The sequence below is a fragment of the Acidovorax sp. GW821-FHT09A11 genome, from assembly GCF_059418365.1.
This window is the reverse complement of the sequence record NZ_JBWKPS010000010.1, coordinates 53,650-72,257: the sequence shown is the minus strand read 5'-3', so window position 1 is coordinate 72,257 and position 18,608 is coordinate 53,650. Positions and strand designations below refer to the sequence as shown.

The 18,608-nt window shown below is 69.4% G+C and carries 18 protein-coding genes; 6 read left to right on the top strand and 12 right to left on the bottom strand.

Annotated features, from left to right (window positions below; translation table 11 throughout):
• The first annotated feature begins 200 nt into the window (after nucleotides 1-200).
• Nucleotides 201-1,283: a TRAP transporter substrate-binding protein gene (locus AC07PV_RS21045; protein WP_218293768.1), complete on the top strand. Its 1,083-nt coding sequence runs from the start codon at nucleotides 201-203 to the stop codon at nucleotides 1,281-1,283.
• Between the two features lie 405 nt (nucleotides 1,284-1,688).
• On the opposite strand, the gene AC07PV_RS21040 is transcribed toward AC07PV_RS21045, so the two are convergent.
• The 4 genes from AC07PV_RS21040 to AC07PV_RS21025 form a co-directional block, all read right to left on the bottom strand.
• Entirely contained in the window at nucleotides 1,689-2,177 is a 489-nt protein-coding gene (locus AC07PV_RS21040; protein ID WP_218293769.1) for a hypothetical protein, read from the bottom strand.
• Nucleotides 2,178-2,211: 34 nt separating this feature from the next.
• On the bottom strand, nucleotides 2,212-3,732 hold the full coding sequence (locus AC07PV_RS21035) for a TRAP transporter large permease (RefSeq protein WP_218293771.1): 1,521 nt from the start codon (nucleotides 3,730-3,732) through the stop codon (nucleotides 2,212-2,214).
• Between the two features lie 97 nt (nucleotides 3,733-3,829).
• Nucleotides 3,830-4,369: a TRAP transporter small permease subunit gene (locus AC07PV_RS21030; RefSeq protein WP_218293772.1), complete on the bottom strand. Its 540-nt coding sequence runs from the start codon at nucleotides 4,367-4,369 to the stop codon at nucleotides 3,830-3,832.
• 318 nt (nucleotides 4,370-4,687) lie between these two features.
• Complete coding sequence (locus AC07PV_RS21025) at nucleotides 4,688-5,809, bottom strand: substrate-binding domain-containing protein (protein WP_218293774.1); 1,122 nt, start codon at nucleotides 5,807-5,809, stop codon at nucleotides 4,688-4,690.
• Nucleotides 5,810-5,859: 50 nt separating this feature from the next.
• Between AC07PV_RS21025 and AC07PV_RS21020 the strand changes: the two genes are divergently transcribed.
• From AC07PV_RS21020 to AC07PV_RS21005, 4 genes are read left to right on the top strand one after another with little or no spacing between them, the layout of a single operon-like run.
• Nucleotides 5,860-6,597: an ABC transporter permease gene (locus AC07PV_RS21020; protein ID WP_218293776.1), complete on the top strand. Its 738-nt coding sequence runs from the start codon at nucleotides 5,860-5,862 to the stop codon at nucleotides 6,595-6,597.
• Nucleotides 6,594-7,322: an ABC transporter ATP-binding protein gene (locus AC07PV_RS21015; protein WP_218341672.1), complete on the top strand. Its 729-nt coding sequence runs from the start codon at nucleotides 6,594-6,596 to the stop codon at nucleotides 7,320-7,322. Before AC07PV_RS21020 ends, AC07PV_RS21015 begins: the two co-directional genes overlap by 4 nt.
• Nucleotides 7,319-8,146, top strand: coding sequence for an ABC transporter substrate-binding protein (locus AC07PV_RS21010; RefSeq protein ID WP_494631228.1), 828 nt, complete (start codon nucleotides 7,319-7,321; stop codon nucleotides 8,144-8,146). Before AC07PV_RS21015 ends, AC07PV_RS21010 begins: the two co-directional genes overlap by 4 nt.
• 9 nt (nucleotides 8,147-8,155) lie before the next feature.
• A complete protein-coding gene (locus tag AC07PV_RS21005; protein WP_494631226.1) occupies nucleotides 8,156-8,995 on the top strand; it encodes a molybdate ABC transporter substrate-binding protein in 840 nt (279 codons plus the stop codon).
• 115 nt (nucleotides 8,996-9,110) lie between these two features.
• Here AC07PV_RS21005 and AC07PV_RS21000 read toward each other — a convergent pair whose 3' ends face one another.
• From AC07PV_RS21000 to modA, 8 genes are all read right to left on the bottom strand, one after another.
• The gene (locus AC07PV_RS21000) at nucleotides 9,111-10,808 is read right to left on the bottom strand and encodes an ABC1 kinase family protein (RefSeq protein ID WP_218293784.1); all 1,698 of its coding nucleotides are present in this window, start codon (nucleotides 10,806-10,808) and stop codon (nucleotides 9,111-9,113) included.
• Nucleotides 10,809-10,821: 13 nt separating this feature from the next.
• Nucleotides 10,822-11,298, bottom strand: a complete 477-nt coding sequence (locus AC07PV_RS20995; protein ID WP_494631225.1) for a DUF2269 family protein — start codon at nucleotides 11,296-11,298, stop codon at nucleotides 10,822-10,824.
• A complete protein-coding gene (locus tag AC07PV_RS20990) occupies nucleotides 11,295-11,693 on the bottom strand; it encodes a DoxX-like family protein (RefSeq protein ID WP_218294431.1) in 399 nt (132 codons plus the stop codon). Before AC07PV_RS20990 ends, AC07PV_RS20995 begins: the two co-directional genes overlap by 4 nt.
• Nucleotides 11,693-12,829, bottom strand: coding sequence for a saccharopine dehydrogenase family protein (locus AC07PV_RS20985; RefSeq protein WP_494631223.1), 1,137 nt, complete (start codon nucleotides 12,827-12,829; stop codon nucleotides 11,693-11,695). The genes AC07PV_RS20990 and AC07PV_RS20985 overlap by 1 nt, the downstream gene beginning before the upstream one ends.
• A 161-nt stretch (nucleotides 12,830-12,990) precedes the next feature.
• The gene (locus AC07PV_RS20980) at nucleotides 12,991-14,697 is read right to left on the bottom strand and encodes an EAL domain-containing protein (RefSeq protein ID WP_494631222.1); all 1,707 of its coding nucleotides are present in this window, start codon (nucleotides 14,695-14,697) and stop codon (nucleotides 12,991-12,993) included.
• Nucleotides 14,698-14,792: 95 nt separating this feature from the next.
• On the bottom strand, nucleotides 14,793-15,896 hold the full coding sequence (gene modC / locus AC07PV_RS20975) for a molybdenum ABC transporter ATP-binding protein (protein WP_218341668.1): 1,104 nt from the start codon (nucleotides 15,894-15,896) through the stop codon (nucleotides 14,793-14,795).
• 11 nt (nucleotides 15,897-15,907) lie between these two features.
• On the bottom strand, nucleotides 15,908-16,591 hold the full coding sequence (modB, locus tag AC07PV_RS20970) for a molybdate ABC transporter permease subunit (protein WP_218293791.1): 684 nt from the start codon (nucleotides 16,589-16,591) through the stop codon (nucleotides 15,908-15,910).
• Between the two features lie 75 nt (nucleotides 16,592-16,666).
• The gene (gene modA / locus AC07PV_RS20965) at nucleotides 16,667-17,374 is read right to left on the bottom strand and encodes a molybdate ABC transporter substrate-binding protein (protein ID WP_255591847.1); all 708 of its coding nucleotides are present in this window, start codon (nucleotides 17,372-17,374) and stop codon (nucleotides 16,667-16,669) included.
• A 296-nt stretch (nucleotides 17,375-17,670) separates the two neighbouring features.
• Between modA and AC07PV_RS20960 the strand changes: the two genes are divergently transcribed.
• Nucleotides 17,671-18,486: a TOBE domain-containing protein gene (locus tag AC07PV_RS20960; RefSeq protein ID WP_492808311.1), complete on the top strand. Its 816-nt coding sequence runs from the start codon at nucleotides 17,671-17,673 to the stop codon at nucleotides 18,484-18,486.
• Nucleotides 18,487-18,608 lie beyond the last annotated feature (122 nt).

Genomic DNA, 18,608 nt, shown 5'->3' with positions numbered 1-18,608 from the left:
GTTGCGGCCTTGCGTGCGCGGGGCGCAGCCGATGCTTGCAGAACCCTGAAGCCCTGATCGGGCGTCTGGGATTTCACGGGAAAACCCGCAAATCCGGCACTGGGCATGTTCCTACAATCGACTCCGGTAAAAAGGTTCTTGGCCCGTGGGTTACCGCCCGTTGCGCCAAGTTGTGCAATCGAGTTTTCGGAGATAACCACATGGATCGTCGTTCAATCATCAAGCATGCGGGCATCGCGGGCGTGCTGGCCGCGGGTGTTGCGCCTGCCGTTCACGCACAGGCTGCCGTGCGCTGGCGCCTTGCGTCGAGCTTCCCCAAGCCCCTTGACACCATCTACGGCGGTGCCGAGGTGTTTGCCAATGCGGTGAAGGCCATGTCGGGCGGCAAGTTCGAGATTTCGGTGCACGCTGGCGGCGAACTGATGCCCGCCATGGGCGTGGCTGACGGCGTGCAGCAAGGCTCCGTGGAAATGTGCCACACCGTGCCGTACTACTTCTACGGCAAGAACCCCGCGTTCGCGCTGGGCTCCGCGATCCCGTTCGGCATGAACTCGCGCCAGATGAACGCGTGGATGATGCACGGCAACGGCCGCAAGCTGATGGACGAGTTCTACGCAGGCTACGGCATGCTGAGCTTCGCGGGCGGCAACACGGGCACGCAGATGGGCGGCTGGTACCGCAAGGAAATCAAGTCGGTCGCTGACCTCAAGGGCCTGAAGATGCGCCTGGGCGGCGGCCTCGTCGGCGAAGTGATGCAGAAGATGGGTGTTGTTCCCCAAAGCCTGCCAGGCGGCGAAATCTACCAGGCGCTGGAAAAAGGCACCATCGATGCGGCGGAATGGGTCGGCCCCTATGACGACCAGAAGCTGGGCTTCAACAAGGTGGCGCCTCACTACTACTACCCCGGCTGGTGGGAAGGCGGTCCTGAAGTGGACTTCTTCATCAACCAGAAGGCCTTCGATGCCCTGTCGGCCGAGAACAAGGCCATCATCCAGTCCGCTTCGTCGCACGCCGCCGTGGACATGCTGGCCAAGTACGACGCCCGCAATCCCGTGGCCCTCAAGCAACTGATCGGCGCGAAGATCAAGCTGCTGCCCTTCACCAAGGACGTGTTGGACGCTTCGTTCAAGGCTTCCCAGGAGGTGTACGCCGAGAACGATGCCAAGAGCCCCGAGTGGAAGAAGATCTATGCGGACTTCCGCAACTTCCAGCGCGACCAGGTGGCATGGTTCCGCGTGGCCGAAGGCCGTTTCGACAGCTACATGCAGACCCTCAAGCTCTGACGCCCCGCCGCGCTCAGTGCAACAAGAAAACCGCGCCCTGGCGCGGTTTTTTCATGGGCGTCGTTTTTCTATTCGCTGTGCAGTCCGCTCGCCAGAGGATGGGCCCACGCAGCGGGAGCCGGGGCCGCCGCCGGGCTCCTCATCCCCGTGGCACGCAGCTCCACCCACGGCCAACCCCTGGCTCACCTTGCCCTGCGTGTGGCATGCAGCGCCCCCGGTGGCCGTGCGGAGGGTGTCCAAGAGGCCTGGGGGCAAGGCGCGGGAGGTTGCACGCGGGCGCCGGGAGCGTCCGCCAGGAGTGATCGCCGCTGCGCGTTGGCGAGTCGGGCCCGCCATTGTGTGGAGCGCATGAAAAAGGCGGGCACCCCTCTCGGAGTGCCCGCCTCTCCACGAAGCCGTGGCGGCTCAGAATTGCCGGAAGGCGCTGAGCTCTTTTCCCATGCGCTCGAACTCGCCGATCAGTGCGGGCGTGGCGCCATAGAACACCGTGAACTTGCCGGCGAGCGTGCGCACGTACAGGCGGGGAGCGATGAGCCAGCTGAACCCGCGCACGCGGATCAGCCGCACATAGGCCAGGTCGTCGTAGGGCATGGCCTTGTCCCACACCCAGCGCTGGTGCAGGCCTTTCGTGTCCATGCGCGTGGTGCTCACCATGATGCTCCACCAGGTCCAGGCCATCAGCGCCAGGCCCGCGATGAACCATCCGGTGCCCGTGCCCACCGAGTTGCCCAGCGCTCCCCGTGTCCACAGCTGGGCGAACCACAGGGCGCAACCGCCCACGATCACGGTGGCCATGAGCCGGAACGAGCGCGAGAACGCGGGGCCCACGACCGTGCCGCCCTCGGGTGTAAATCGAAAGGGCTCGGGCAGGGGCAGCGGGGTGAGGTTCAGCATGGCAATGGGAGCGCGGGGATGGGCCTGTTGTGCATCACTTTGCCGGTTCCGACGCTGCTTCAGCCGGGGCGTTGCCGAAAGGGTTCTCGCCGGCGGTTTCTCCGCCCGCATCGGGCGTGGCTTCCGAGCGCATCAGGTCATCCGTCGGCACCTCGATCTGGACCTTGTCGGTGTCGATGATCTCCTGTTTGGGCAGGAACATGGTCACCGTCTGTGGCACGAAGATCACGATGGTCACCAGCAGCAGCTGCATGATCACCCAGGGAATCGCGCCCATGTAGATGTCGCTGGACAGCACGGGCTTGGGAATGCGGCCTTCCTTGAAGAGCGTGTTGGCGATACCCCGCAGGTAGAAAAGCGCGAAACCGAAGGGCGGGTGCATGAAGCTCGTCTGCATGTTCACGCACAGCAGCACGCCGAACCAGATCAGGTCGATGCCCAGCTTGTCAGCCACGGGGCCCAGCATGGGCAGGATGATGAAGGCGATCTCGAAGAAGTCGAGGAAGAACGCCAGGAAGAAGATGAACAGGTTCACCGCGATCAGGAAGCCGATCTGGCCGCCGGGCAGGCCCGAGAGCATGTGTTCGACCCACTTGGCACCGTCCACGCCCTGGAACACCATCGAGAACACGCGTGCACCGATCAGGATGAACACCACCATGGCGGTCAGGCGCATGGTGCCCTGCATGGCTTCCCACATCAGGGCCAGCGTCAGGCGCTTGTGGATCGCGGCCAGGACCATGGCGCCCACCACGCCCATGGCGCCCGCCTCGGTCGGCGTCGCAATGGCGGTGTCGATGCCGGGCAGGCCGCCCATGGAGCCCAGCACGGCGAAGATCAGCAGGGCCGACGGGATGATGCCGCGCAGGCACTTGAGCCACAGCTTGGCGCCCGACATGGTGCGCGCTTCCTTCGGGATGCCCGGCAGGTAGTGGGGCTTGAAGACGCCCAGCATGAACGTGTAGCCCGCGAAGATCAGCACCTGCAGGATGGAGGGACCCCAGGCGCCGCGGTACATGTCACCCACCGAGCGTCCCAGCTGGTCGGCCATCACGATCAGCACGAGCGAGGGCGGCACCAGCTGCGTGATGGTGCCCGAGGCGGCCAGCACGCCGGTGGCGTAGCGCATGTTGTAGCCATAGCGGATCATGACGGGCAGCGAGATGAGCGCCATGGCGATCACCTGGCCCGCCACCGTACCGGTGATGGCCCCCAGGATGAAGCCCACGATGATCACCGAGTAGCCCAGGCCGCCGCGCACGGTGCCGAAGAGCTGGCCCATGGAGTCGAGCATGTCTTCGGCCAGGCCGCATTTCTCGAGGATGGCGCCCATGAAGGTGAAGAACGGAATGGCCAGCAAAAGCTCGTTGCTCAGGATCCCGAAGATATTGATGGGCAGGTTGGCCATGAAGACGGCGGGGAACCAGCCCATCTCGATGGCGAAGAAGCCCGAGGCCAGCCCCAGCGCGGCCAGCGAGAAGGCAACGGGGAAGCCGATCAGCATCACCACCACCAAGCCCGCGAACATGATCGGGGCAAAGTTTTCCATTTGCATTTTGTTGTTCCTGAAAATCCGGAATTGAGAGCGTGGCGCGGCGGGCTTCGCAGCTCAGCGGCACCACGGGTTCATGGTTCGGCGCTTGCGGGCCGGATTACTGAACCGGTTTCTCGTAGTGGGTGCTCATCTGGTAGATGCCGCGCAGATAGGCCACGCGCTTGATGATCTCGGCCAGGCCCTGCAGGAACATCAGTGAAAAACCGATCGGCATGAGCAGGATGGCGGGCCAGCGGATCAACCCCCCCGCATTGCCCGACATTTCGCCCGAGAAGAAGGCACGGGTGAACAGCGGCCAGCTCAGGTAGGCGATCAGCAGCATGGCGGGCAGCAGAAACACCACCAGGCCCGCGATGTCGACATACACCTGCTTGTTGCCGCGCAGCTTGCCGTAGATGATGTCGACGCGCACGTGCTCATTGAGCATGAGGACGAACGGGGCGCCCAGCATCACGGTGGCGGCGAACAGGTACCACTGGATCTCCAGCCAGGCGTTGGAGCTGAGGTCCAGGCCATAGCGGATGAAGGCGTTGCCTGCCGAGATGAGCGCCGCGGCCAGGACGGTCCACGTGGCCACCTTGCTGAGCTTGCCGGAAATCCAGTCCATGCCCAAGGCTAATTTGAGTAGTGCTGACACTTGGTGTCTCCTGAGAGTATAAAAAAGGGGCAGGCCCAATGCGCTGCTGGGCCCAGGGGCATGGCTGCGGCCTGCACGGCGCGCAGCAATATCCCAACGGGTGTCCGAAAGTAACGCGCATCCTACCCCTTCGCCGCTGAAGAAAGCCTGACGCGCGGACATGGGGTTTTCCTCAGGGGGGCGGGTGTCTGCCCCTCTTTCTCCTGCCTTTTTTCTCCGGTGTCAGCCCACCGCGCCGTCTCCCGGCGGGCGGCCTGCTGCCCATGCCTCCTGTGGCTTCGGAGTCGCTTCAGCAGATTTTCGGGCCCCTTCCGTCCCTCAGGCCGTGGCGCGTGCCCGGCGCTTGGGGCGGGCAAAGCGCCACCAGGGCAGCACGGTGCTCATGGCCAGGACTTCGCCGCAGTGCAGGGGGGTGTAGCCCGGCAGGGCCCCCAGTCGCTCAAGCCATTCGGGGGTCTGCAGCAGCGCGCGCAGCGCCTGCGTGGCGGGCTGGTCCAGGCTGGCCTTGAGGCATGCCAGGTGGTAGCGCTCGTGCACCAGCGGCACGAAGCCCAGTCCGCGCGCCCGCGCGGCCAGCTCGATGCCCATGCCCACGTCCGCGGCACCCGCGGCCACGGCCTGCGCCACCGCCGTGTGAGAGGGTTCGTTGAGCGCATAGCCCGCGATGGAAGTAGCCCCGATCCCGGCTTGCGCGAGCAGGTCGTCGAGCAGCACGCGCGTGCCGGTGCCCAGCGGCCGGTTCACGAAGCGGGCCCCGGTGCGGGCGATGTCGTCCAGGCCGTGCAGCGCCAGCGGGTTGCCGGGTGCGACGATGAGGCCCTGGGTGCGCTGGGCAAAGCCGATGATCTTGTGCAGCCCGGGCTGCAGCAGGGGCTGGTAGGTGCGTGCCGTCAGGGAGTCCGCCTTGGCGTTGTCCACGGTGTGAAAGCCCGCCAGCGTGCAGCGCCCTTCGTTCAACGCGCGGATGGCATCCACGCTGCCGGTGAAGCGGATGTCCAGATGCAGCGCGCCCGTTCCGCCGTGCGCCGCGGCATGGGCGCGCAGCGCGGCCAGAGCGTCGTCATGGCTGGCGTACAGGGTGAGCACATGGGCGTGGGGGTCGAAGGCCACGGCGAATGCGCGTTCCAGGTCGGCGTGCAGCGCGGCGATCTGCGGCGCGAGCCGTGCCTGGGCCTGCCGCTCCGCCCACAGCAGCTTGGCGCCGAACTCGCTGAGCTGCGCCGACTGGCCCTTGCCCCAGATGATGAGTTCGCCGCCCAACTGGTCCTCCCAGCGCTTGAGGGCCCCCCAGACGTGGCGGTAGGACAGGCCCAGCCCCCGCGCCGCGCCGGAGATGGACCCGTGCTCCGCCACCGCCTGCAGCAGTTCGGGCAGCGGGTTGCGGATCAGCGCGTTGCCGGCATCGCGGCTGAGTGTGTAGTGAAGTTGGACCCTATGCACGGGAGTTCATATCGCTGGATATTGGTTGGGTGCCTACGATAGCCGAACCCATGTCCACACTCTCGGAAAGCGCGAGCACAGCGCTGCAACTCACTCTCTCGTCCGACCCCGTCCTGTGGACCATCGTGGGCCGCTCCCTGTCGGTCAGCGCCACCGCATGCCTTCTTGCCTGTGGCGTGGGCCTGGTGCTGGGCGCCTGGCTGGGCGTGGCCCGCTTCGCCGGGCGCGGCGCCGCGCTGGCGGTGCTCAACACCTTGCTGGCGGTGCCGTCGGTGGTGGTGGGGCTGGTGGTGTACCTGGTGCTCTCGCGCAGCGGGCCGCTGGGCTCGCTGGGCTGGCTCTTCAGCTTCAAGGCCATGGTGCTGGCGCAGGCCATCCTGGTGTTGCCGGTGGTCACGGCGCTCACGCGCCAGGTGGTGGAGGATGCCGAGCGCGCGCATGGCGAACAGCTGCGCTCCATGGGCGCGGGCCCGCTGCTGCGCGCCCTGCTGCTGGCGTGGGACGAGCGCTACGCCCTGCTGACGGTGCTGCTGGCATCGTTTGGCCGCGCGATCTCGGAGGTGGGCGCGGTGATGATCGTGGGCGGCAACATCGACGGCTTCACGCGCGTGATGACCACCGCCATCGCCCTGGAGACCAGCAAGGGCGACCTGCCCCTGGCGCTGGCGCTGGGCATCATCCTGCTGGCCGTGGTGCTGGCGCTCAATGTGCTGATCGCCCTGGTGCGCCGCTGGCGCGAACGGGTGGACGGCTCTGCCTCCAGCACCCCCGTGGGGGTGGCGGCATGAGTGGGCCCTTGGCAAACCCCTGGGTCGACCTGCGCCAGGTGACCGTGCGCTACGGCCACGTGCAGGCGCTGGACCGTGTCACGCTGCGCATCACCCCCGGCGAGCGCGTGGCGCTGGTGGGCGCCAACGGCAGCGGCAAAAGCACGCTGCTGCGCGTGCTCAACGGCCTGGCCGATGCCAGCGGGGGCGGCCTGCAGTGCGATGCCGCGCTGCGCCAGGCCATGCTGTTCCAGCGCCCGCACATGCTGCGCACCAGCGCACGGAACAACGTGGCGCTGGCCCTGTGGCTGCGGGGCGTGCGGTGGCGCGATGCGCGAGTCACGGCGCTCACGGCGCTGCAGCGCGTGGGGCTGCGGGACATCGCCGCGCAGAACGCGCGCACCCTGTCGGGGGGGCAGCAGCAACGCGTGGCGCTGGCCCGCGCCTGGGCGCTGCGGCCCGACGTGCTGCTGCTGGACGAACCCACCGCCAGCCTCGACCCGCATGCCAAGCGCGAGGTCGAGGCCCTGATGGCCGACTTTGCCGCCAGCCACAGCGCGGCAGGCCCGGCGCACCCCGTGACCATGGTGTTCAGCAGCCACAACCTGGGCCAGGTCAAGCGCCTGGCCAGCCGCGTGATCTATATGGAGCATGGCCGCCTGGTGGCCGACCTGCCGGTGCACGATTTCTTCAACGGCCCCCTGCCGGAGGCCGCCCGTCTGTTTGTCAAAGGAGAGCTGGTATGACGAGTTTCAAGCCTTTTCGCGCTGCAGCGCTGGTACCCAAAGCGCTGGTAGCTATTGTTTTGGTAGCGTCTGGTTCCGCGTTTGCGCAGAGCATCACCATGGCGTCCACCACCTCCACGGAGCAGTCGGGCCTGTTCGGCTACCTGCTGCCCGAGTTCAAGAAGGCCACCGGGCTCGATACCAAGGTGGTGGCGCTGGGCACGGGGCAGGCGCTGGACATGGCGCGCCGGGGCGATGCCGACGTGCTGTTCGTGCACGACCAGGCGGCCGAGGAAAAGTTCGTGGCCGATGGCTGGGGCGTGAAGCGCTATCCCGTGATGTACAACGACTTCATCCTGATCGGCCCCAGGAACGACCCGGTGGGCACCAAGGGCAAGGACATCGTGCAAGCCCTGCAGAAGCTGTCCGCGGCCAACGGCGGCTTCATCTCGCGCGGCGACAAGAGCGGCACCCACGCGGCCGAGCTGCGCTACTGGAAGCTCGCGGGCGCCGACGCCACCAAGGGCAGCGGCTACAAGGAATGCGGCTGCGGCATGGGGCCCGCGCTCAACATCGCGGCATCGAGCGGCGCCTACGTGCTGGCCGACCGGGGCACCTGGCTCAACTTCAAGAACCGCGCCGACCTGGCCATCCTGGTCGAGGGCGACACCAGGCTCTTCAACCAGTACGGCGTGATGGTGGTGAACCCCGCCAAACACCCGCACGTGAAGGCGCAGGACGCGCAGAAGTTCGTGGACTGGGTGGTGTCGCCCGCGGGCCAGGCCGCCATCGCCAGCTACAAGATTGGCGGCGAGCAGCTGTTCTTCCCGAACGCAGCCCCGTGAGAACGCGCCATGGAGCACCGCGTGAGGACGGCGGCCTTGGCCGCGGCCGTGGTTTGTGTGCTGGCCCTGCCGCTGGCGGGCTGTTCCACGGTGGCTGCCGAGGCCTTGGGCGCTGAAAAGGCACCCGTGCAGGTCTATGCCGCCGGCAGCCTGCGCGAGGCCTTCACCGAGATCGCGCGCGACCATGAAGCCCGCACCGGCCAGAAGGTGGCGCTGACCTTCGGGGCCTCGGGCCTGCTGCGCGAGCGCATCGAGAAGGGCGAGGCGGCCCAGGTCTTTGCCTCGGCCGACACCGACCATCCCGAGCGCCTGGCGGCCCGGGGCGGATGGCGGGCGCCGGTGGTGTTCACGCGCAATGCGCTGTGTGCGCTGACCAGCGAGCAGATCAGCGCCACCCCCGGCACCTTGCTGGCCACCTTGCTGCGCAGTGACGTGCGCGTGGGCACGTCCACGCCCAAGGCCGACCCGTCGGGCGACTACGCCTGGGCGCTGTTCCGCCAGGCCGACAAGATTCAGCCGGGCGCCTATGCCCAGCTGGATGCCAAGGCCCTGAAGCTCACGAGGGGCGCGGACTCGCCCAAGCCGCCCGCCGGCCGGGGCACTTACGCATGGGTGATGGACCAGCGCCAGGCCGATGTGTTTCTGACCTATTGCACGAACGCGGTGGCCGCGCAGGCCGAGGTGCCGCGCTTGCGGGTGGTGCAACTGCCCCCCGCGCTGCAGGTGGGGGCCGCCTATGGCATGGCGGTGCGCGCCGATGCCCCCGCTGCGGCGCAGGCGTTTGCCACCGCGCTGCGGCAACCGGCGGCGCAGGCCGTGCTGCGGCGGCTGGGGTTCGGGCCGCCCTGACAACCGAATCCGAATGCGTCGGTCGGCGGTTGCTGTGTGCACACGCCATGCCCGCCCGCCTGGTGGGGTGGGCATGGCGTGTGTTTTTTTCCGGTGCCGCCGGGGGCCGCCGTGTTCAGTCGTCGTCGCGGTGGTGGCTGCTGCGCCAGATGGCGCGCACCAGCCACAGGCCGCAGACCACCGCGCCGAAGAATCCGAGAAACCCGAAAGCCGGCAGGCCGAACAGCGTGGGTCCGCCCTTGACGGTCATCACGATGGACGAGCCGATGATCAGCGCGGCAATCACCAGCGCCATTGCGAGCCGGTTGGCCGAACGGTCGATCTGGTCGCCCACGCGCTTGAGGTGGGCCAGCTCGATGCCCACCTGAAAATGCCCGCGCCGCGCATTGCGCAGCAGCCGCGCGACATCGTCGGGCAACTGCTCCACGGTCGATAGCGCGCGCCGCAGCGTCCACCAGGCGCGGCCCGCCAGCGCCCGGGGGTGGTAGCGGTCGCGCGCCACCTGCTGGAGCAGGGGCAGGGCCTCGGTGGCCATGTGGAAGTCCGGGTCCAGGTTGCGGCCCATGCCTTCGAGGGAGATGAAGGCCTTGATCAGCAGCGCCAGGTCCGCCGGCAGGCCCAGGTGGTGTTCGCGCAGGATGGCGGTCACGTCGGCCAGCATCTGGCCCAGGCTCAGCTGCGCCAGCGGCACGCCGTGGTACTGGTCCACGAAGGCCTCCACCTCGGTCTCCAGCTGGCCCAGGTTGACGCCGTGTTCGTCGCCCGTCCAGTCCAGCAGCACATCGGCCACCGCCTGCGGCTGGTGCTCCACCAGGCCCAGCAGCAACTGCAGCAGCTCTTCGCGCCGGCGCTGCGACAGGCGGCCCACCATGCCAAAGTCGATGAAGGCAATGCGGTTGCCCGGCAGGTAGAACACGTTGCCCGGATGCGGGTCGGCATGGAAGAGTCCATCCTCCACGATCATCTTGAGCACGGCCTGCGCGCCGCGCCGGGCGAGCACCGAGCGGTCGAATCCGGCTTCGGGTACCAGCGCCCCCAGCGCGCCGCCTGGCGTTCCGTCGATGAAGTCCTGCACATTCAGGCGCTCGCGGGTGTGCTCCCAGTACACGCGCGGGATCACGATGTGGGGCAGCTGCGCCAGGTTCAGCGCGATGCGCTCGGCCTGCCGGCATTCGCCGGCCAGGTCGAGTTCGCGGCGCAGGGAGCGCGCGAACTCGCGCACCAGTTGCTGCGGCCGGTAAGGTTTCAGCGCAGGCAGTTCGGCCTCCGCCAGCGCGGCCAGGCGCAGCAGCAGGCGCAGGTCGGCGTGGATGGTGTCGGCAATGCCGGGGCGGCGGATCTTGACGATCACCTCGGTGCCATCGCGCAGCCGCGCGCGGTGCACCTGCGCGATGGAGGCCGCGGCCAGCGGCGTGGCGTCGAACCAGGCGAACACCTCTTCCGGCTCGGCCCCCAGGTCTTCCCGCAGTTGCGGGCGCAGCACATCGAGGGGCACGGCGGGCACCTGGCTGTGCAGCTTTTCAAACTCGGCGATCCACTCGGGGCCGAAGAGGTCCGCGCGGCCCGCCAGGATCTGCCCGAACTTCACGAACGCAGGCCCCAGTTCTTCCAGTGCCAGCCGCACCTGGGCGGGTGGCTCGACGCGGGCCAGGTCGGCGGCATGCGCCCAGTGCAGGGCCTGGCCGGCGCGTTCGAGCCTGTCGGCCAGGCCGAGGCGGCGCACGGTGTCGCCAAAGCCATGGCGCACCATCACACCCAGAATTTCCTTCAGGCGCCCCAGGTCGCGCGCCGTGTCCAGGGTCTCTATGAGCATGGGGCGATGATAGTCAGAACGCCAGCGCAGGCTTGTTCACCATCAGGTAGAACACCACCGCCATGGCCGCGAAGGCGGGGTAGCCCAGCGCCTCCCACCGGCGTGCATAGCGCCAGTACCGCGCGGGCGGGGCGCTGCCGCTGCGCGCCGCCTCCGCCGCCATGTCGCGCATGCGCAATTGCAGCCACACCACCGGCACCCAGCACGCACCGGCCACCGCGTAGAGCACGAGCGATGCGGCCAGCCACGGCGTGCTCCACGGCAGGCCCGCCATCGCGGCCATCGCCAGCCCCGTGGCCGGCTGGATGAAGACCGTGGGGGTGGTGAACCACCAGTCGGCGCGCACCACGAGGTGGCTGACCACGGCCTGCGCCTGCACGTTGCCGCTGCGGTTGGTGAAGACGAGGTAGAACGCCGAGCCCAGCCCGGTGCCCACCAGCAGCACGCTGGAGACGATGTGAATCCACTTGAGGATGAGGTACAGGCTCATGGCGGGGGCGGCGAGGTGGTTGTGTCCTGCAGCAGCACCCACAGGATGGCGGCGATGGGCAGGTTCTTGGTGAGCGGCCCCAAGGGGTGCAGCCACCATGCGGGGTGGATGAGCGTGGCCAGCAGCGTCATGGCGGCCATCAGAAGCAGTGCGGCCGCATATGCGCAACGCCCGGGGCGCAACGCCAGCCACAGCCCCAGCACGAGGTCGGCAGCGGCCCCGGCCAGGATGAGGGCGGTGGGCAGCCACGGTGCACCACCGTCGGTCCACGCCCTGGGCAGGCCCGCCAGCAGCTCGCGGCTCTGGCCGTGGAGCTCCCACACGCTGGCGAAGGCGGTGGCCAGCCAGACCGCGACCAGGCTGTAGCGCAGCAGACGGTGTTGCGGCGGCGCCATCATGGTGGCGCGGGCTCCTCGACCACATCCGTCTGCATGCCCCATCGTGCGAATTCGGGGGCGAAGGCCTCCAGCGGGAGGAGTCCGGTGCTGGTATGGGCGCCGGTCGGCAGGGGATGCCCGGCGGCGAGCCGCCGGGCGAGCAGGATCGCGGCCATGCAGGGGATCTCGGGGCCGTGGTCGTGGTCTGCCGCGATGTGCCAGGCCCGGCGGCACGGCTGGCCCTGGGCACCGGTGCCCGCCGCGCGCACCACCATGCCCCCCAGCGGAGTGCCCAGGAAATCGAGCACGCCCCCGGTGTGGTGCATCAGGCCCGCCAGCATCTCGGGGCGGGGCAGGATGCCCCAGCCGCGCAGCGCGGCGATGGCGGCGAAGGTGCGCTGCGCCAGGCCGACTTCCAGCGCGGCGCGGAAGGTGACGCGGTCGGTGGCCTGGTAGTGCGCGGGAAAAATCTCGAGGTCCGGGATGTCGCATACCGCGCCCAGGCGCGGCCGCAGGCGGTGGAACTGGACGCGGCTGGGTTGCGCCCAGCCGCGCCGGGGCTGCCAGCGCCCGCCTTCCCACACGGGAATGGGCAGGCCGCAGTAGCTCAGCACCGCGGCCAGCGTGGCCTGCCCGCGCGGCGCGCGCTGCGCGGGGGCGATGCAGATGTCGATGCTGTCGATGCGCTGCCAGCCCGCGCACAGGTGGTCGATGACGGCCGAGGACAGCGCCGGCACCGTGCTGGCGCCCGTGACGGCCGTGCGCTGCGCGGCGGTGAACGGGCCGTGCATGGCGGCAGGGAAATCGCCCACGAATCGGCGGCCGTCGGCCAGGTCGACGTAGTGCGCCCCCGCCTCGGCGGCGGCCCGGGCCACGCCGTAGCCCTGCGCCTGGAACGGACCGGCCGTGTGGATGACCAGGCCCACGCCCCACTGGCGCAGCGTGGCGGCCAGGCCGGGTGCCTGGTGGTCCAGCGCCACGCCCCGGGCTCCATGCCCGAGCATGCCGGCCAGCGCCTGGGCGCGTGCCGCGTCACGGCCCGCCACCAGCAGCACCATGTGGCCCGCCGTGGCGGGGTCGCCGGCCAGCGCGCGGCAGATGCGCGCGCCGAAGTTGCCGTAGCCGCCGAGGACCAGGGTGGTGAGTGCCGTCACGGGTGGTGCATGTCCAGGAGAAGAGGGGGTGAAAGGAGAAGGGCAGGCGCCAGGCCGGGTGGCTGGCGGTGTTTCCGGCGGCGCGCGGTGCGTTTGCATTCCCCTGCTGGCGCGCTCCCGCGCGGTTGCGGTGGGGTGCGGGGGGGCCGCCTTGGGGGTGGTCATGTTCCGGGCACCCAGGGCGCCGGGCCCCGCGCGGAGGCCGTGGGCGCGCGCGCCGCCGTCGCGGTACCCTTCGCGGGCACCAGCTCCTGCAGCGCGGCACGCCGGGGCTGCATCTGCGTTTCGTGCCAGGCGGGCACGTCCGCCGCGGGCATGGGGCGGCTGTACACATAGCCCTGGATGCCGTGCAGGCCCACTGACCGCAGGATGCGCAGTTCCTCTGCGGTTTCAACGCCCTCCACCACCACGGACAGCCCAAACTCCTGCGCCAGCGTGCCGATGTGCCGCAGCAGCGACTGGCGGCGCCGGTCCTGCGGCAGCTGCTGCACGAACAGGCGATCGCATTTGATGCCGGCGATCGGCAGGTCGGCCAGCATGCCCAATGACGAGTAGCCCGTGCCAAAGTCGTCCATCACCACCGCCACGCCCAGGGTGCGCAGGCGCTGCATCGCGGCCACCATCTGCGCGCCCAGCGCGATGATGGCGTGCTCCGTCAGCTCGAGCTTGAGCGCGCGGGGAGGCAGGGCGCGCTGGGCCAGTTCGCCGCGCAGCCAGGGCACGAAGCTGTCTTCCAGCAGCGTGAGGGGCGCCACGTTCACGCTGATGGTGACGTCGTGCAGGCCCTGGGCCTGCCAGGACTTCACGCAGTCGAGCGCGTTGGCCAGGATGGTGCGGTCCACCTCGACCGTCCGGCCCTGCAGTTCGCACACCAGCAGGAACATCTCGGGGTTGATGGGGCCCAGGGTCTTGTCGGTGATGCGCAGCAGCGCCTCGAACTGCGCGCCCTGCTGCCGGAAGTCCAGGATGGGCTGGAAGTGCAGCGCCAGCCGATGCGGCCGCAGCAGGCTGGGCAGGTGGTCGGCGATGAGCGACAGCTGCATGTCGCGCTCGGGGTTCTGGGCCATGTTGGATACCCGCATCATCGACAGGCCCCTGCGCAGCAACTGCTGGCGGCCGGTGTCAAACCGCATGTTGCTCAGCTGTTCCATGGCCAGGGCGATGCCGAACACCAGCACGATGCCGAGCAGCGCATGGCTCTCGGGTTCGCCGCGTGGCGTGCGGGCGTGCAGGGCAAAGGTGTTGACCAGCAGCCAGTGCAGCAGCAGGATCGCGGCCCCGCACAGCACCTTCTCGTCCCACGACTGGCGGCGGTAGCGGGGGGTGAGCACGCTCAGCCTGGCCGAGCGGTGGCGCATGGACGTGACGGTGGCGATGCCCATGGCGATGGCGAAGGCCAGCGCGATGGCCGTCCAGTTCACCGAGGCGAAGTCCTGCACCTGGTCCCGCGTGATCGTGAAATGCGCCACCAGCATGCCGACGGCCAGGCACAGCCCCGCCACCGCGATGCGTGCCTTGCTGGCACCGGTGCTGAGCGTGGGAATCGTCAGGCGCGCGCTGACCACCATGATGATCAGCCCGCTCAGGGCGGGCACCAGGTCCAGCGCCGCGGCGTGGTGCGCCAGTTCCGCATACATGAACAGGCCGACCACATCGAGCGCCCAGACGATGCAGCCGATGCACAGGGCCGCGTGCGACGCGCTGATGCGCCGGCTGGACGGATCGACCGAAAATGCCGTGTGCTCCACCAGCCGCTGGCAGACATGCACCACCAGCGACGCGAACAGCCAGAACAGCAGGCACTGGAGCAGTGGCGGGAACCCCACCGCGAACGCCTGCGCTGCGTTGTGCCAGATTGAAACCACCATGTCCCGCCCTCGTTGTGGAGGGGCATCATACGACCGTTGGGCGGCCGGTCCGGCGCCTCGCGGCACATCCCTGGACAGTGTCGGCTGTCCGACACTCAGTTGACGATGGCGATGCCCTTGACCTGCGCGAAGACCGCCTTGCCGGGCGCCAGCGCCAGTGCCTGGGCCGAGCGCTGGGTGATGCGCGCCAGCAGCCGCGTGGGCCCCAGATCCAGCGCCACCATGAGCTGCCCGGGGCTGTCCTCGGCGACCTGGGCCACGGTGGCGGGCAGGACGTTGAGGATGCTCGTGTGTGCCGGTTCGGTGAGCGCCAGGCTCACGTCGCGTGCCTGCACGCGCAGGCGGATGGGCTCCCCGGCCGCGCGCGCCACCGGGCTCACCAGCAGCAGCCGCCGCCCCGCGAACGCCACCGTGGTGACATGGTCGTCCGGGTCGTGCCCGAGCACCTCGCCGTCGATCACCGTGGCCGCCGCATCGCCATGGGCCAGGGGCAGGTCCAGCCTGACGATGAGCTCGTGCGTGCTGCCCTGGGCCTGCACCCGGCCCGCCTGCATCAGCACCATGTGGCCCGCCAGCCGGGCCACCTCGTCGATGGAGTGGCTGACGTAGAGCACCGGGATGTCCAGCGTGCGGTGCAGGCGCTCCAGGTAAGGCAGCACCTCGGCCTTGCGCTGTGCGTCCAGCGCGGCCAGGGGTTCATCCATCAGCAGCAGGCGCGGACTGGTGGCCAGGGCGCGGGCCATCGCCACGCGCTGGCGTTCGCCGCCCGACAGCGCATGGGGCTTGCGGTCCATCAGCGGGCCGATGCCCAGCAGCTCCACGGCCTGCTCCAGCGCCACCTTGCGGCGCGCGGCGGGCGTACGCCGCAGGCCATAGCCGATGTTGCCGCGCACGCTCAGGTGGTCGAACAGGCTGGCTTCCTGGAACACATAGCCCAGCGCGCGCTCGTGCGTGGCGCGCCAGACCCGCAGCGCATCGTCCTGCCACACCTCGCCGTTGACTTCCACCCGGCCCGGCTGCGCCCGCGCCAGCCCGGCGACGGCGCGCAGGCAGGTGGTCTTGCCGCAGCCCGAGGGCCCGAACAGGGCCGTCACGCCACGCCCCGGCAGGCGCAGGTCCACGTCCAGCGTGAAGCCGGGGCGCTCCAGCTTCAGCCGGGCGGTGATCTGCGGGGGGAGCGTTTCGTCCTGGGGTGCCATCGTGCCGGCCCTCATTGCACCATGGACGCCGGCCGGTGCCGCGTGAGGTTCAGCCCCAGCAGCACGACGAACGAGAACAGCACCATGCCGCCGGCCAGCCAGTGGGCCTGCGTGTATTCCAGCGCCTCCACATGGTCGTAAATTTGCACCGACACCACGCGCGTCACGCCGGGGATGTTGCCGCCCAGCATCAGCACCACGCCAAACTCGCCCACCGTGTGGGCGAAGCTCAGGATGGCGGCGGTCACGAAGCCCGGGCGCGCGAGCGGCAGCGCCACGGTGAAAAAACGGTCCATGGGCCCGGCGCCAAGCGTGGCGGCGGCTTCCAGCGGGCGCTGGCCGATGGCCTCGAACGCGTGCTGCAGCGGCTGCACCGCGAAGGGCAGCGAGTAGATGAGCGAGCCCGCCACCAGCCCCCAGAAAGTGAAGGGCAGCGTGCCCAGCCCCAGCGACTGCGTGAACTGGCCCACCGGGCCGTGGGGGCCCATCGTGACCAGCAGGTAAAAGCCGATCACCGTGGGCGGCAGCACCAGCGGCAGCGCCACCACGGCCGACACCGGGCCCCGCCAGCGCGACGGCGTGTGCGCCAGCCACCAGGCCAGCGGCGTGCCCAGCACCAGCAGCAGTGCCATGGTGGTGCCCGCCAGGCGCAGCGTGAGGCCGATGGCCGCAAGGTCGGCGCTGGAAAAAGGCATGGATAGCTGAAAAGCGGATGGGGAGGTGGAGGGAAATCGCCGGGGCTGCGGCGCCGGCGCGTGCGGGCCGCCGGCTCAGAAACTATAGCCGTAGGACCTGATGATGGCGCGTGCCTTGTCGCCGCGCAGGTACTGGAGCAGTGCCGCGGCGGCGGCGCTGTCCTTGCCGGGGGTGAGCAGGGCCGCGTCCTGGCGGATGGGTTCGTGCAGTTCGGCCGGCACCTGCCATGCGGACCCGCCCGTGATCTTGCCATCGGCCATCACCTGCGACAGCGCCACGAAGCCCAGCTGCGCATTGCCCGTGGAGACGAACTGGTAGGTTTGGGCAATGTTCTCGCCCTGCACGAAGCGCGGCTGCAGCCGCGCGGTGACGCCCAGCTTGTCCATCACCTGCATCGCGGCCAGGCCGTAGGGGGCAAGCTTGGGGTTGGCGATGGCCAGGTGCTTGAAGTCGCCGGTCTTGAGCACGGCGCCCTGAGCGTCCACGGTGCCGGGCTGCGCGCTCCACAGCACCAGCGTGCCGATGGCATAGGTGAAGCGCGAGTTGGCGACGGCCTTGCCTTCCTTCTCCAGCCTGGCGGGGGTGGTGTCATCGGCCGCCAGCAGGATCTGGAACGGCGCACCGTTGGTGATCTGTGCATGGAACTTGCCCGTGGCGCCGAAGGACAGCTCCGCCTTGTGGCCGGTGTCGGCCTCAAACGCCGCGGCGATCTTCTGCATGGGGGCGGTGAAGTTGGCGGCCACGGCGACCGACACGCTGTCGGCATGGGCGGCCTGAAACATCGCAAGGCAGATGGCGGTGGCGGCAAGGGAGCGGGGCACAGGAATGAAGCGGAACGGCATGGCGGCGTGGCGCAGGTGCGCTATTCATTAATGGAATAGCGAGAGTATATGAAGCCACGGCGGCCCGGCGCCTGGCGGCAGAAATAATCGCACCCCGGACATGCACTGGCGAGAGATGTCCCTGCGCCAGGTCAACAGACGGGTCCGTTGCCACTGCCGCGTTGCGCCGGGGCGGGGGCGGTGCGCCGTCCGGTCAGAATCCCATGCCGGCCCTGGCCACCAATCCGATCTTCACCATGCCTTCCTCCCTTTCCATTTCTTCCGCGCTGACCCACGCCCTCACCGACAAGCGCATCGACATCCTGCGGCAGATCGGCGCCACGGGCTCGATCTCGCAGGCGGCCCGGGTGGTGGGGGTGAGCTACAAGGCGGCCTGGCAGGCGGTGGACACCCTGACCAACCTCGCGGGCAGCGCGCTGGTGGCGCGGGCCGTGGGTGGGGCGGGGGGCGGCGGGGCGCGGCTGACCGAGGCGGGGCAGCAGTTGCTCGCCGCCGCCGATGCCATGGCCCAGGCGCGCGGCGCGGTGCTGTCGCGCTGGCAGGCCACGCCCCATGCCGGGCCCGCGCTGGCGCGGCTGGCCGTGCGCACCAGCATGCGCAACCAGTGGCCGTGCGTGGTGCGGCGGCTGGAGGTGCAGGGGCAGATCGTGCGGGTGCACCTGGCGCTGGAGACCGGGGAGGGCGGGGGGGGCGCCCCGGCGGCGGCCGTGCTCATCTCGCGGATCACGCGCGAGAGCGCCGAACTGCTGGGCCTGCAGACCGGGCTGGCGGTGCAGGCACTGTGCAAGGCCACGGCGGTGCGGGTGGAACGCCTGGCGGGCCCGCGCACCGAGACCGGCACGCAGGGGACGGAGGAGCCCGCCCGCTGCCGCCTGCCGGCCAGGGCGGTGCGCGTGGTGCGCGGCGCGTCGGGCGACGAGGTGTCCGCCGAACTGGCCGCGGGGGTGCGGATGGTGGGTTTTGCCCCCGCGGGCAGCGGACTGCGCGCCGGCAGCAAGGTGGTGCTGGTCGTCGATGACAGCGCGGTGGTGCTGGCCCTGGCGGAGGTCTGAGGCGGGTGCAGGGCGGCCGCTGGGGGCCGCCGACAGGCGTGCTGGCGGGATTGCTATTGTTTGAATAGCTGCAGCCGCTTGTGTGACAAGCGCGGTGCGGCATTTTCGTGCATGACGCAGTC